The 15,293-nt window shown below is 64.4% G+C and carries 8 protein-coding genes and 1 pseudogene; 8 read left to right on the forward strand and 1 reads right to left on the reverse strand.

The features are described from left to right. The first annotated feature begins 3 nt into the window (after nt 1-3). The 6 genes and pseudogenes from manD to V473_RS05445 all read left to right on the forward strand — a co-directional run bounded on the left by manD (nt 4) and on the right by V473_RS05445 (nt 10,209). Nucleotides 4-1,215 (forward strand): D-mannonate dehydratase ManD, encoded by a 1,212-nt coding sequence (gene manD, locus V473_RS05420; RefSeq protein ID WP_066601301.1) that lies wholly within the window; start codon nt 4-6, stop codon nt 1,213-1,215. Nucleotides 1,216-1,350: 135 nt separating this feature from the next. Continuing rightward, on the forward strand, nt 1,351-2,661 hold the full coding sequence (locus V473_RS05425) for an MFS transporter (protein WP_066605128.1): 1,311 nt from the start codon (nt 1,351-1,353) through the stop codon (nt 2,659-2,661). Next, entirely contained in the window at nt 2,658-4,073 is a 1,416-nt protein-coding gene (gene uxaC / locus V473_RS05430; RefSeq protein WP_066601303.1) for a glucuronate isomerase, read from the forward strand. Before V473_RS05425 ends, uxaC begins: the two co-directional genes overlap by 4 nt. Continuing rightward, nucleotides 4,070-5,545: a mannitol dehydrogenase family protein gene (locus V473_RS05435; RefSeq protein WP_066601304.1), complete on the forward strand. Its 1,476-nt coding sequence runs from the start codon at nt 4,070-4,072 to the stop codon at nt 5,543-5,545. The genes uxaC and V473_RS05435 overlap by 4 nt, the downstream gene beginning before the upstream one ends. A 138-nt stretch (nt 5,546-5,683) precedes the next feature. Further along, nucleotides 5,684-8,594: pseudogene (locus tag V473_RS05440) on the forward strand (TonB-dependent receptor). Between the two features lie 385 nt (nt 8,595-8,979). Next, nucleotides 8,980-10,209: an SGNH/GDSL hydrolase family protein gene (locus V473_RS05445; RefSeq protein WP_408021489.1), complete on the forward strand. Its 1,230-nt coding sequence runs from the start codon at nt 8,980-8,982 to the stop codon at nt 10,207-10,209. Here V473_RS05445 and V473_RS05450 read toward each other — a convergent pair. Continuing rightward, nucleotides 10,193-10,684, reverse strand: a complete 492-nt coding sequence (locus tag V473_RS05450) for an Lrp/AsnC family transcriptional regulator (protein WP_066601305.1) — start codon at nt 10,682-10,684, stop codon at nt 10,193-10,195. The two genes, V473_RS05445 and V473_RS05450, sit on opposite strands and share 17 nt — an antisense overlap. 98 nt (nt 10,685-10,782) lie before the next feature. On the opposite strand from V473_RS05450, the gene putA reads away from it, so the two are divergent. Next, the gene (putA, locus tag V473_RS05455; RefSeq protein ID WP_066601307.1) at nt 10,783-14,382 is read left to right on the forward strand and encodes a trifunctional transcriptional regulator/proline dehydrogenase/L-glutamate gamma-semialdehyde dehydrogenase; all 3,600 of its coding nucleotides are present in this window, start codon (nt 10,783-10,785) and stop codon (nt 14,380-14,382) included. 84 nt (nt 14,383-14,466) lie between these two features. After that, on the forward strand, nt 14,467-15,201 hold the full coding sequence (locus tag V473_RS05460; RefSeq protein ID WP_066601309.1) for a FadR/GntR family transcriptional regulator: 735 nt from the start codon (nt 14,467-14,469) through the stop codon (nt 15,199-15,201). Nucleotides 15,202-15,293: the final 92 nt, after the last annotated feature.

The following is a 15,293-nucleotide window of genomic DNA, read 5'->3' on the forward strand; positions in this document are numbered from 1 at the left end:
CATATGCCCAAGATCATTGATGCCAAGGTCATCGTGACCTCCCCCGGTCGCAATTTCGTTACCCTCAAGATCATCACCGAAGACGGCGTCTACGGCCTCGGCGACGCGACGCTCAACGGCCGCGAATTGTCGGTCGCCAGTTACTTGCAGGATCATGTCGTCCCCTGCCTGATCGGCCGCGACGCGCACCGGATCGAGGATATCTGGCAATATCTCTACAAGGGTGCTTATTGGCGGCGCGGTCCCGTCACCATGTCGGCCATCGCCGCCGTCGATACCGCGCTCTGGGACATCAAGGGCAAGCTGGCGGGCCTGCCGGTCTATCAATTGCTGGGCGGGGCGAGCCGGGAAAGCGTGATGGTCTACGGCCATGCCAATGGCGCCAGTATCGAGGATACGGTCGCCGTCGCGCTCGACTATCAGCGCCAGGGTTACAAGGCGATCCGCATCCAGTGCGGCGTGCCGGGCATGGCGTCCACCTATGGCGTGTCGAAGGACAAATATTTCTACGAACCGGCCGACGCCGACCTGCCGACCGAAAATGTCTGGAACACGTCGAAATATCTGCGCGTCGTTCCCGAACTGTTCAAGGCGGCGCGCGAAGCACTGGGCTGGGACGTGCATCTGCTGCATGACATCCATCACCGCCTGACTCCGATTGAAGCGGGCCGTCTGGGCAAGGATATGGAGCAATATCGTCCTTTCTGGCTGGAAGATGCCACGCCGGCCGAAAATCAGGAAGCGTTCAAGCTGATCCGCCAGCACACCACGACGCCGTTGGCCGTGGGCGAGATTTTCAATTCGATCCACGACTGCCGCGAGCTGATCGAAAACCAGCTGATCGACTATATCCGCGCCACCGTGGTTCATGCCGGCGGCATCAGCCACCTGCGCAAGATCGCGAACTTGGCCGACCTTTATCAGGTCCGCACTGGTTGCCACGGCGCGACCGACCTGTCGCCGGTCTGCATGGCCGCCGCGCTGCATTTCGACCTGAGCGTCCCCAATTTCGGCGTGCAAGAATATATGCGCCACACGCCCGAAACCGACGCGGTTTTCCCGCACGCCTACACCTTTGCTGATGGAGCCATGCATCCGGGTGAAGCGCCGGGTCTGGGCGTCGATATCGACGAGGACCTGGCCGCCCAATATGAATATAATCGCGCCTTCCTGCCGGTGAACCGGCTGGAAGACGGCACCATGTTCAACTGGTGATCCCTTGACCCATCCGCAAACATCTCCGTCGTTCCCGCGCAGGCGGGAATCCATCGCGCCATCTCGCGCCTTGCTTCGTGCCGATAGATGGATCCCCGCCTGCGCGGGGATGACCAATGCTTGTTGGAAAGCCCGATGAACGCCATCCCCAAGCCATCCGGCCCAAAGCCATCAGGCCCAAAGCCATCAGGCAAAGTCCGCTGGATCGTCTGCGGCTTGTTGTTTGCGGCGGTCGTGCTGTCCTATGTCGATCGCCTCGTCCTGCCGACATTGAAGCCTGACCTTCAGGCCCGCTATGGCTGGAGCGAACGCGGCTATGCCGATCTCGCCATCTGGTTCCAGGCGGGCTACGGCATCTCTTACGTCGTGTTCGGGCGGCTGATCGACCGGATCGGCGCGCGGGCTGGCTATGCGCTGGCTGTGACCTTGTGGACGCTGGGCCATGTCGCCCATATCTTCTTCACATCGACCGCCGGGATGCTGATCGCGCGCATTCCGCTGGCGATCGGGGAAGCGGGGACATTTCCCGCCGCTATCGCCGCGACCAACGAATGGTTCCCCAAGAAGGAACGGGCGCTCGCCATTGGCATCTTCAACGCCGGGTCGAATGTCGGGGCGATCCTGACGCCGCTGGTGGTGCCGATCATCGCGGTGACGCTGGGCTGGCGCTGGGCGTTCATTCTGACCGGCCTGCTGACCGTGGTCTGGCTGGCCGTCTGGCTGAGCTTCTACCGCACGCCGCGCCAGAAAAAGAGCCTGTCGGCCGAAGAACTGGCCTGGATCGAAACCGATCCCGTAGAACCCCAGCGCCCGGTCAAATGGGCGACCCTGTTCCGCCATCGCCAGACCTGGGCCTATATGGCGGGGCGCTTCCTGATTGATCCGGTCTGGTGGACCTTCCTCTTCTGGCTGCCCGATTTCTTCAACAAACAATATGGCATCAAGATGCTGGACTTTGGCCCGCCGCTGATTGCGGTCTATCTGCTGGCCGATGTCGGGTCGGTCGCGGGCGGATGGGCCTCCTCGCGCTTCATGGGGCGGGGATGGAGCCTCAATCGCGCGCGCAAAGGCGCGATGCTGCTCGCCGCGCTCTGCGCCGTGCCGATCGCCTTTGCCGCCAGCGCGCCATCCATGTGGGTGGCGGTCGGCCTCATCGGCCTGGCCTGCGCCGGGCATCAGGGCTTTTCCGCTAATCTCTATGCGCTGCCCGGTGATGTCTTTCCACGCCGGATGGCGGGATCGGTCGTCGGTCTTGGCGGCCTTTCGGGTGCGGTCGGGGGTATGATGATGGCCAAATTCGCGGGCGTCATCCTCGACACGGTGGGCAGTTACGGCCCGATCTTCGCGGTCGCCTCCTGCGCCTATCTGATGGCGCTGGGCGTCATCCATCTTCTCCTGCCCCGCTATCAGGCGGTGCTTGTTCCCCTTCCAGAGACTCGCGCATGACGAAGCCCTTACGCCTGCACCCCGACCGCCTGTTCCCGTCCGATCCCGCCACCCGCGATATGGCGCGGCGCCTCTATGCGGCGGTCAGGGATCTGCCGATCATCAGCCCGCACGGCCATACCGATCCGCGCTGGTTCGCCTATGACGCGCCTTTCGCCAATCCCGCCCAACTGCTGATCGTGCCCGATCATTATGCCTTCCGCATGTTGATGAGCCAGGGTGTGACGCTGGACGAACTGGGCGTGCCGACCGTCGATGGCAGCGCGACCGAAAGCGATCCGCGCGCCATCTGGCGGCGCTTTGCCGAGCGTTACTATCTGTTCCGGGGCACGCCCACGCGGATGTGGATGGACTGGGTCTTTGTCGAGGCGTTCGGCATCGATGTGCAGTTGGAAGCGGACACCGCCGATCACTATTACGACATGATCGATACCGCGCTGAGGACCGACGCCTTCCGCCCGCGCGCCCTGTTCGAACGCTATAATATCGAAGTGATCGCAACCACCGAAGGGCCGCTCGATCCGCTCGACCATCACCGCGCGATCCGGGCGTCGGGCTGGGGCGGCCGGGTCGTCACCGCCTATCGTCCCGACCCGGTGCTGGACCCCGACGACCCGCATTTCATCGCCAACGTCCAGCGCTTCTGCGCCATGGCGGGTGAGGATGCAGGCAGCTATGCCGGATATCTCCGCGCCCACGAAAAGCGCCGCGCCGATTTCCGCGAAGCCGGCGCGACCTCCACTGACCACGGCCATCCGTCCGCCTTCACCGCCAACCTGCCGCGCGAAGAGATTGAGGCGCTTTACGCCAAAGTCACGACCGGCCCCGTCACGGCCGGAGAAGCAGAACTGTTCCGCGGACATATGCTGACTGAAATGGCGCGCATGGCGATCGAGGACGGCATGGTGATGCAATTGCACCCCGGCGTCCATCGCAGCCATAACGCCGCCGTGCTGGCCCGCTTCGGCAAGGACAAGGGCGGCGACATCCCGACCGCGGGCGAATTCGTGCAGGCGTTGAAGCCCTTGCTCGACGCTTATGGCAATGACCCGCGCCTGACCCTGATCCTCTTCACCCTGGACGAGGATGTCTATGCCCGCGAACTCGCCCCGCTGGCGGGCCACTACCCCGCGCTCAAGCTGGGGCCGCCCTGGTGGTTCCATGACAGCCCGGAAGGGATGCGCCGTTTTCGCGAGCGCACGACCGAAACCGCGGGTTTCTACAACATGGTCGGTTTCAACGACGATACCCGCGCCTTCCTTTCGATCCCGGCGCGGCATGACGTCGCCCGCCGCATGGACTGCGCCTGGCTGGCCCAACTGGTCGCCGAACATCGGCTGGAGGAGGATGAGGCGGTCGAAGTCGCCCGTGCGCTCGCCTATGATCTGGTCAAGGCGGCGTACAAGCTGTGAGCCGGCTCTCCTCTCAAACGCTGGCGCAATTGCCCGCCGATGTGATCCGCCCCGCCTATGACCGAGCCGCCGTCAAGTGCGGCGTGGTCCATATCGGCATCGGCGCCTTCCATCGCGCGCACCAGGCGGTCATATTCGACAATGCGCTTAACGCCGGCGACTTGCGCTGGGGGATCGTCGCCGCCTCGCTGCGGTCGCCGGGCGTGCGCGATCAGATGCAGCCGCAGGACGGCCTCTATACCATGCTGGTGCGCGATGGCGCAGCACAGCGGGCGCGGGTGATTGGCGCGGTCCAGCGCATCATCGTCGCGCCGGAGGAGCCGCAGGCTTTGCTCGCCGCGCTGGCTTCTCCCGACACCCATATCGTCACGCTAACCATCACCGAGAAGGGCTATAAGCTCGACCCGGCGACCGGCGCGCTGATCGAAGCCGATCCGCAACTGGCCGCCGACATGGTTTCGCTCGACGCGCCGCAAACCGCGCCCGGCTATCTGGTCGCCGCGCTGGCGCGTCGCCGTGCGGCCGGACTGTCCCCCTTCACCGCGATCAGCTGCGACAATCTGCCGCATAATGGCGCGCGGTTGCGGGGCGCAGTGCTGGAACTGGCGCGCCGCCATGACGCCGCCCTGGCCGACTGGATCGCGCAGCATGGCGCTTTCCCCGAAACCATGGTCGACCGCATCGTGCCGGCGACCACGGCCGAAGACATCGCCGCGCTCGCCACGCGCCTGGGCGTGGAGGATCAGGCGATGGTCAAGACCGAGCCATTCCTGCAATGGGTGATCGAGGATCGTTTCTGCGGCCCGCGACCGAATTTCGGCGCGGGCGTGCAACTGACCGCGGCAGTCGCCCCCTGGGAAGAGGCCAAGCTGCGCCTGCTGAATGGCGCGCATAGCGGCATCGCCTATCTGGGCGGCCTGGCGGGCATCGACCATGTCCATGAAGTGCTGGCCCTGCCCGAAGCACGCCATTTCGTGGAGGCGCTTTGGGACGAGGCGGAGAGGACTTTGTCTCCACCGCCCGAACTGGACGTCGCTGCCTATCGCCGCGACCTAATGGCGCGTTTCGACAATCCGACGCTGCGTCACCGCACGCGCCAGATCGCGATGGACGGATCGCAAAAGCTGCCCCAGCGGCTGCTCGCGCCGATCGCCGCGCGCCTCAAGGCAGGGGATGGGATCGATGCCCTGGCGCTCGCCGTCGCGGCCTGGATACGCTGGCAGGCCGGGCGGGACGATAGTGGCGCACCCCATCATGTGGACGATCCGCTGGCCGAAACGATGGCTGCGGCATTAGCCGACAAACAGGACACGGCCGATCGCGTCGCGGCGATTCTTGCGTTCGATGCCGTTGTGCCGCCGGCGCTGGCGCGCGACGACAGGCTGCGCACGTCGCTGAACCCGTGGCTCGCCATCCTCGAAACAAATGGCGCTCTGGCGGCGCTGGCCGCTTTTCGCGGAGTGATGGAATAGTCGCCTATATCGTTACCAGTCGCGTTGCTTGAGCGTCTTGACAAAGTAGCAGGCAGGTTTATTAAAGTGAAAGTGATAGCGCTACCAGTTTACGCTCACCGGAAGTTCGGGGGCCGCGCTCAGGAGAGGGGTTTGTTCATGTCTTCACGCACCCATATATTTCGTACCGCCCTGTTTGCGGCTTCCGCGGTCGGATCGCTGAGCCTGGCTCAGGCTGCAATAGCGCAGGCGGCCGCGCCGCAGGCCGATCCCGCCGCCGCTGCCGCGCCGCAGGATAGCGAAGTCGCCGACATCGTCGTGACCGGCATCCGCGCTTCGCTGGCGAGCGCTACCAACGCCAAGAAGGACGCCGTCGCCTTCGGCGACTCGATCTTCGCCGAGGATATCGGTAAGCTGCCCGCCACCAACCTGGCCGAAACCCTGAACCGGATGCCGGGCGTCCGCCTCAACCGCGACATTAACGGCGAAGGCACGCAGGTCGCGATCCGCGGCCTTGGTCCCAGCTTCACCCGCGTCCTGCTCAACGGGTCGCAGCTTCAGGTCGCGTCGGACGGCGGCACCAACGGCGGCAGCGCCAACCGCGAAGTCGATCTCGACTTCTTCCCGTCCGAACTGTTCACCCGCCTCGATCTGGCCAAAAGCCCATCGCCCTCCACGCTGGAAGGCGGCATCGCAGGCACCGTCAACCTGCGTAATGCGCGGCCTTTCGACAAGCCGGGTACGCATTTCACGGTTGTCGCGCAGGGCCAATATACCGACAGCAACGACAGGATTTCGCCCCGCGGCGCGATCGTCGCCAGCCACACCACCGATACGTTCGGCATCCTGCTGGGCGTGGCCGGGGTGAAGACCAAGACGCGCGTGGATGGCTTTGAATCGCTGGGCTATAGCGACGGCAATCTGGGCGTTGGCGATCCGGGCGGCAATAATTTTTCCTGGGCGTCGGTCGTTCCTGCCAATGCGGGGCATGGACTGGTCGCTGGCCAGCCGGTCGATGTGGTCGCGACGTCGGGACTGACCCGTGACCAACTCAGCACCGCGCTCATTCCGCGCCTCGGCCGTCAGGCCCTGACGCAGGGCGACCGCTCGCGCATCTCCGCGCTGGCCGCGCTCGAATGGCGCCCCAGCGACGAACTGCATTTCGCCCTTGATGGCCTGTGGGCCAAATCGAAACGCAACTATGATCGCCTGATCATGAACTGGCAGGTGCGTAATTCCGGTCCTGGCACCAGCGCCCAGTCGACCGGCGGCATGATCCCGATCGACTTGACCGTGGACGATAATGGCGTTGTCACCAGCGGCACCTTCGCCAACAGCTCTTTCTTCCTGGAAGCCAGCCAGTTCAAGCAGACGACCAAATTCTGGAACATCAACCCCAGCGTCGAATGGAAGCCGGCGGACAATCTGACCGTCAACCTGTCGGCCAACTGGTCCAAGAGCCGTTTCTTCCGCGAACAGCCGACCTGGGCGTTCCAGACTGCGCCAGGGTCTGGCGTCGATGTCTATTATGATAATACCGGCCAAGGCGATTACCCCGCGATCACCACCAATGTCGATCTGAACGATCCCAATAACGGCCTGTGGGAATGGTATCGCCAGAATATCGCGCTGGTGCGCCGCACCACCGAAACCAAGGGCGCGCATCTGGACCTGAGCTACGGCGACGCGATGTTCAACGTGAAGGTCGGCGCGGCCTATGACCGCGCGCAACGCACCATCCGCGCCTATGACAACAGCCCGGCCTATCAGTTGTCCGTATGCGGCGCCGGCTGCACCGGGGATAGCGGCTCAATCCCGACCAGCGCCATTCCGGGCTATCTCAGTCCCGGATCGACCACCAATTTCGGCCATCTCGCCAACGGCAATATCGGCTTTTACCAGATATATCATGCCCGATTTCGATGCCATCAAGCAGGCGACCGATTATGTCAGCTATCGTGACAACGCGCCGGAAACGCGCGGCGCCGTCACCGGCGGCGCGACCGGCGACATGGATGAAGAAGTTTGGGGCGCTTATTTCGAACTGAACGGGGTCACGACGATCGCGGGTCGCGATCTGCATATCAACACCGGTATGCGTTACGCCCGCACCCGGCAGGAAGTGATCGGACCCAGCCAGATCGGATCGCAGATCATCGATATCACATCGCGGTCGACATATGAGAATTTCCTGCCGTCGATCAATCTGACCTATGACGTCATGGATAATGTGAAATTGCGTGCTTCGGCTTCGCGGACCATGACTCGCCCCGACGCCAGTCAGATTCTGCCAGGCATCACTTTCTCCGACCCGTCGGCTTTGGTCGCCAGTGCGGGCAACCCGGATCTCAAGCCCTACACGTCGGACAATTATGACATCGGCGGCGAAATCTACACCGGCGGCATCGGCTATGTCGGCGTGTCGATGTTCATGAAGAATATCACCGGCTTCACCGTCACCCAGTCGCAGGAAGTCAGCTTCGGTTCGCTCAACATTCCGTTCGCCAGTCTGATCGCAACCCAGCAAAATGCGTTGAATGACCGATCGCTCCAGACGGGGGTGCCGGTGTCCGATCTGCCGATCACCGTCAACCGCCCCATCAACCTGTCTGATCTCAAGATCAAGGGGCTGGAAGTCACCTGGGTTCAGCCGCTCGACTTCCTGGTGAAGGGTTTGGGCTTCTCGGCGAACGGCACCTATTTGGACCAGTCTTCCTCGTCCGGTCTGGTGGCGACCGGCGTTTCCAAATATTCATATAATCTCCAGGGCTTCTATGAAAATAACGGCCTGTCGCTCAGCCTGAATTATGTCTGGAACGACGATGCCATTGCGGTGAATCGTCCGCAAAACGGCATCCAGAATGCGTCGCTCCGGTCCGAAGCGCGTGGTCAGCTCGATATGTCGGCGGGCTATCAACTACCCTTCTTCAACAAGGCGCTGCGTCTGACGGTTGATGCGCTCAACATCACCAATGAGCCGATCCGCACCCTGTTCGAATATGATAATGCGCCCTATTCGGTCTATTATCCTGGTCGCACGATCATGGCCGGCATCCGGGCGAATTTCTGATCCTCCCCCAAGGACACCTCATAGGGTCGGTGGCGACGCCGACCCTTTTTCGTGAAGAGGCGGCGCTTCCAATGTTGGATTTTATCTGATCTCTTCTGTCCCATGAAGCCGCATCGCCACCGCCCACTCCGCATCCTGGACCGCCCGCCGCCCGCCGGGGCGTTCACCCTCGTCACGCATCGGACGGGCTGCTGTGACCCAGGTGGCGCGTCGCCGTCGCGTCGCGATGATCCGACGGAAGCGTCGTCGATAAGCGGGCGTTGCGGCCGTGTCGCGTCGCAGCCGCTTTGGCAGCGCATCTCCGGCGCAAAAGCGCGCCAATGCGAAACCAGTGACGGTGTGAACTTCGCGGCCGTGACCCGGTCATGACCTTGCAAGGAAGGCGATGATGCGTCTCTCTCTCCTGTTATGCTTTCCGTTCGCCCTCCTGGCGACGCCGGCTCAGGCGAAGACCTGCACCCCCAATTGGGTCGCGGGCTGGGCGTCTTCGCAATTCCGCCCTACCGGCGACGCAGAACTGCCCGCCGGCACGCTGGCGAACCGGACGCTGCGCCAGATCGTCCGACCATCCGTGTCGGGCAACCGGATTCGCGTGCGCATCTCCAACCTTGCCGGGACCAGGCCGCTTATGCTGGCTGGCGCCAGTATCGCCCGCGCGCGCGATTCATCATCCGCTGCGATCGATCCCGCCACGCTGATCGCGCTGCGCTTTGACGGAAAGCCAGATGTCATCGTCCCGGCGGGCGCGGATTATCTATCCGACCCCGTGCCGCTGCCGACCAGGGCGCTCGACAGTATCGCGGTGTCGATCCACTATGCGGGTGATCCTGAACAGACGTCGCACCCCGGATCGCGCGCGACATCCTGGCATTTGCCCGGCGATCATCTGGGCGATAAGGCCATGGCCGGCGCCGACCATTTCGACCATTGGTTCAACCTAGCGGCGCTCGAAGTCGAACGCTGCGCGCCGGCGAAACTGATCGTCGCGCTGGGCGACTCCATCACCGACGGGAAGGGGGCGACGACCAACGGCAATGACCGCTGGACCGATCGGCTGGCGGAGCGGTTGCAAGCCGACCCGAAGCGCCGTCCTATCGCCATCGTCAACCAGGGGATCGGCGGCAACCGATTGCTCGATGACGGGCTTGGCCCCAATGCGCTGGCGCGGCTGGACCGCGATGTGCTGGCCCAGCCCGGCGTCACCCATATGATACTGCTGGAGGGGATCAACGATCTGGGCACACTGACCCTCGACGCGCCCGTGAGCGTGGCGGCGCACCAGGCGCATGTCGCCCGCATCATCGGCGCCTATCGCCAGATCATCGCCCGCGCCCATGCCAAGGGGATCAAGGTGATCGGCGCGACCGTGATGCCCTTCGTCGGCAATGGCTATTATCATGCCGATGCCCGGAATGAGGCGGATCGGCAGGCGGTGAACGCCTGGATCAGGACGCCGGGCCATTTCGATGCGGTGATCGATTTCGACCGCGTGACCCGCGACCCGGCGCATCCCGACCGCCTGCTGCCCGCCTATGACGAAGGCGACGCGCTGCATCTCTCGCCAAAGGGGTATAAGGCGATGGGGGAGGCGATCCCGCTCAGCCTTTTCGATTGACCCGCCTGTGCCCCGCCTCCAGCACCGTCTCCATCGCGACGAAGGTGGATGTGCTGGCGACATGGGGCAGGGCGCTGATCTTCTCGCCCAGCACCATGCGATAACGGCGGATATCGGCGGTGCGCACTTTAAGGAGATAGTCGAAATTGCTCGCCAGCATATGACATTCCTCGACCTCCGGGATGCGCCGCACCGCCGCGTTGAATTCGCGCAATGCGGCCTCCCGCGTGTCGCTCAACTTCACTTCGGTGAAGGCGATATGGTCCATACCCAATTTCGCCGGATCGACGATCGCCCGAAAGCCGCGAATGACGCCCGCTTCCTGCAAGCGTTTCAGCCGCACCTGGCAGGGCGTCTTGGACAGGCCGACCTGCGCGGCAAGATCGGTGACGGTCATCCTCCCGTCTTCGACCAGGGCGGCGATGATCCGCCGGTCGAAATCGTCCAGATCGACCGCTTTGGGCATATTCTCCATCTTATCTGCCTAGCAAGGCCCTCTTAATAAGTCACTTCGACTTGTGGAGAGCCGTTGATAAGGCGGAACGAAAATTCGACCTGGGTTATTCTGGTTGCATGACAGATCAGCCCTTCGCCAACTTCGCACCCGCCATCCGCCAGCCCACCCCGCTGCGGGAAGCGATCACCGCCGCCTATCGCCGTGACGAGGCGGAGGCGCTGGCGCCGCTCATCGCGTCGGCAACCATGCCGGACGCAACGAAGGCTGCGATTGCCGACACCGCCCGCACTCTCGTCACCGCGCTGCGCGCCAATCACAAGGGCACCGGGGTCGAAGGGCTGGTGCAGGAATATGCGCTGTCCAGTCAGGAGGGCGTGGCGCTGATGTGCCTGGCCGAAGCGCTGCTCCGTATTCCCGACACCGCCACCCGCGACGCGCTGATCCGCGACAAGATCGCCGATGGCGACTGGGGTTCGCATCTGGGCGGGGACAAGTCGCTGTTCGTCAATGCCGCCACCTGGGGCCTGGTCGTCACCGGCAAGCTGGTCGGCAGCGTCGATGATCGCGGGCTGGGCGCAGCGCTGACCCGCCTTGTCGCCCGCGCCGGCGAGCCGGTCATCCGCCGCGGTGTGGACCTGGCGATGCGGATGATGGGCGAACAGTTCGTCACCGGCGAGACGATCAAGGAAGCATTGAAGCGCGCCAAGGAACTGGAGTCAAAGGGCTTCGCCTATAGCTATGACATGCTGGGCGAAGCGGCGACCACCGCTGCCGATGCGAAGCGCTATTATGCCGATTATGAACAGGCGATCCATGCCATCGGCAAGGCATCGGCCGGGCGCGGCATTTATGCCGGGCCGGGCATATCAATAAAGCTGTCGGCGCTGCATCCGCGCTATGTCCGGGCGCAGGCCGATCGCGTAATGGGCGAATTGCTGCCCGCGGTTAAGCGACTGGCGCTGCTGTCGAAAGGCTATGATATCGGCCTCAATATCGATGCTGAGGAGGCCGATCGGCTCGAACTGTCGCTCGACCTGCTCGAAAGCCTGGCGACCGACCCGGACCTGGCCGGCTGGAACGGGCTGGGCTTTGTGGTGCAGGGCTATGGCAAGCGCTGCCCCTTCGTCATCGACTGGATCATCGACCTTGCCCGCCGCGCCGATCGACGCATCATGGTGCGCCTCGTCAAGGGTGCCTATTGGGATGCGGAGATCAAGCGGGCGCAGGTCGATGGTCTGCCCGACTTTCCGGTCTATACCCGCAAGGCCCATACCGACGTCGCCTATGTCGCCTGCGCGCAGAAGCTGCTGGCCGCGCCCGATGCGGTCTTCCCCCAATTCGCGACCCATAATGCGCAGACGCTGGCCACCATCTATCAACTGGCGGGGCCGGACTTTGCGATCGGCCAATATGAATTTCAGTGCCTGCACGGCATGGGCGAGCCGCTCTACGAACAGGTGGTCGGCGCCGGAAAACTGGACCGCCCCTGCCGCATCTATGCGCCGGTCGGCACGCATGAGACGCTGCTCGCTTATCTCGTCCGCCGTCTGCTGGAAAACGGCGCGAACAGCAGCTTCGTCAATCGCATCGCCGATCCTGAAGTGTCGATCGAGGAAATGATCGCCGATCCGGCCGATGTCGTGCGCGCGATGGCGCATCCCGGCCATCATCATGACCAGATCGCATTGCCGGCCGATCTCTATCCCGACCGCCGCAATTCGGATGGGCTGGACCTGAGCAACGAAGCCACGCTCGCCAGCCTAGGCGATGTTCTGCGCCACAGCGCGTCGCTCGGCTGGACGGCTGCGCCCGACGATGCGGCTGGCCCCTCGCGCACGGTGTTCAACCCCGCCGATCATCGCGATGTGGTGGGCCGCGTCACCGAAGCATCGGTAAAAGAGGCGCGCGCCGCCGCCATCCGCGCAGCCGCGTCGCGCTGGTCCGATAGCCCGGTCGCCGATCGCGCCGCTGTGCTGGACCGCGCCGCCGATGCGATGCAGGCGCGGATGCCGATCCTGCTGGGCCTGATCGTGCGGGAGGCGGGCAAGTCTTTGCCCAACGCCATTGCCGAAGTGCGCGAGGCGATCGACTTTTTGCGCTATTATGCCGCGCAGGCGCGCACGACCTTCGGCCCGGCGCAGGCCGCGCTGGGTCCGGTCACCTGCATCAGTCCTTGGAACTTCCCGCTCGCCATCTTCACGGGACAAGTGGCCGCGGCTCTGGTCGCGGGCAATCCGGTACTGGCAAAGCCAGCCGAGGAAACCCCGCTGATCGCGGCCGAGGCCGTCCGCCTGTTGCATGAAGCGGGCGTGCCGGCCGATGCGATGCAACTGCTGCCCGGCGACGGCCGCATCGGCGCGGCGCTGGTCGCGGCGCCCGAAACCGCCGCGGTCATGTTCACCGGATCGACCGAGGTCGCCCGCCTGATCCAGCGCCAGCTTTCCACGCGCCTGTCCGCAGATGGCAAGCCCATCCCGCTCATTGCAGAGACCGGCGGCCAGAATGCGATGATTGTGGACAGCAGCGCGCTCGCCGAACAGGTGGTGGCCGATGTTATCGCCTCCGCCTTCGACAGCGCGGGCCAGCGCTGTTCGGCGCTGCGCATCCTGTGCCTGCAGGAAGACGTCGCCGACCGGACGCTGACGATGCTCAAGGGGGCGCTCGCCGAATTGCGGATTGGCCGCACCGACGCGCTGAAGGTTGACATCGGCCCGGTCATCAGCGCGGAGGCGCGTGACGGCATCAACGCCCATATCGACGCGATGCAGGCGCTGGGCCGCAAGGTCGAACAAAGCCCGCTGCCGCCGGAAGCGACCCACAGCACCTTCGTCGCGCCGACGATCATCGAGATCGAGTCCATCGCCGATCTCAACCGCGAAGTCTTCGGCCCCGTTCTGCACGTGCTGCGGTTCCGGCGCGACCGGCTGGACGCGCTGGTCGACCAGATCAACGCCACCGGCTACGGCCTGACCTTTGGCCTGCATACCCGGCTGGACGAGACGGTGGCGCGGGTCACGGCGCGGGTGAAGGTCGGCAATATCTATGTGAACCGCAACGTCATCGGCGCGATCGTAGGCGTGCAGCCCTTTGGCGGTTGCGGCCTGTCGGGCACCGGCCCCAAGGCTGGCGGGCCGCTCTATCTGGGGCGGCTGGTCACGACGCCGCCGGTGTTCGCGGCGCGGGTCAGCCATTTGCGCTCGCCGCTGCACGCCTTCGCCGACTGGCTCGACGCGCAGGGCGATGGCGACGCGGCGACACAGGCGCGCCGCGCCGGCGACGCCTCTGCGCTGGGCGTCGAATTGGCGCTGCCGGGGCCGGTGGGCGAGCGCAACATCTACGCCCTGCATCCGCGCGGCCGCATCCTGATGCGCCCGGCGACGCGGCAGGGGCTGTTCCGCCAGATGGCGGCGGTGCTGGCGACCGGCAATCATGGCGTGGTGCAGGGGATGACGATCCCGGCCGGCCTGCCCGCCGACGTCGCCGCCTGCTTCAGCACCGACGCCACCGGCCATTATGCCGCCGCGCTGGTGGAAGGGGACGCCGCCAAGGTCGCCGCGACCGTCCAGTGCGTCGCCGATCTGCCCGGCCCGATCGTGTCGGTCCATGCCGACGATCATGGTCATGGCTATTGCCTGGACTGGTTGCTGGAAGAGCAGTCAACCTCCATCAACACCACGGCGGCGGGGGGCAATGCCAGCCTGATGATGATCGGATAAAGGGCGCGCGCGTCTTTTCGGTCCGGCCATTGCGCCTTTGGTCGCGGCGGCTATAGATTTGTCGTCTGTTCCGGAGCGCACCCCATGGCATCTACCCTTTCTACAAAGCCGAGCTTCGCGCCGATCAAGACGCGGCGGGCGTTCGAGATCATCTGCGAGCAGATCCGCGCGCAATTGGCCGCGGGCACGCTCAAGGCCGGGGACAAGTTGCCAGCCGAGCGCGAGTTGGCGGTCGAGTTCCAGGTCAGCCGCAGCGCGTTGCGGGAGGCGCTGCGTAGCCTGGAGGTCGCGGGGATCATCCGCAATGTGAAGGGCGCGAAGGGCGGGGCATTCGTGCAGACGGCAGAACCCGACCGGATCGTACAGGCGATGCAGGATTATGTCCACCTGGGCGATATCTCGCTGAATGAACTGACCGAGGCGCGGCTGGCGTTGCAGGACATCATCGTGCGGCTGGCCTGCGAGCGGGCGACCGACACGGACCTGGCCGACCTGGAGGCGATCGCCGAGCGGACGAGGCGGGAAACGAGTGTCGAGGCGCGTTACCAATGCGCCGTCGAATATTATGCCGTGCTGGCGCGGGCGACCAAGAACCGCATCTTCGGCATCTTCGTCGATTCCCTTTCGGCGATCCTGCATGAATTCGTGCAAGGACCGGATTATGAGACGTTGCAGCAGTCATTGATCGAATCCCGATTCCGGCTGGTGCGGCAGTTGCGGGCGAAGGACAGCGAGGCTGCGGTGGCGGAGATGCGCAAGCATCTGGAGCGGGTGCATCGCCATGTCCGCAAGAACAGCAAGGCGGCGGCCAAGGGCTGACCTTCGCACCTGACCGGGCGTCTGACAGGGGCGTTTGAAACAGCGAGTTGGACAGTTGTACGCGATTGACGCCCCACGACCGCCATGCAATA

This window comes from Sphingobium cupriresistens LL01, from assembly GCF_001046645.1.
GTDB lineage: Bacteria > Pseudomonadota > Alphaproteobacteria > Sphingomonadales > Sphingomonadaceae > Sphingobium > Sphingobium cupriresistens.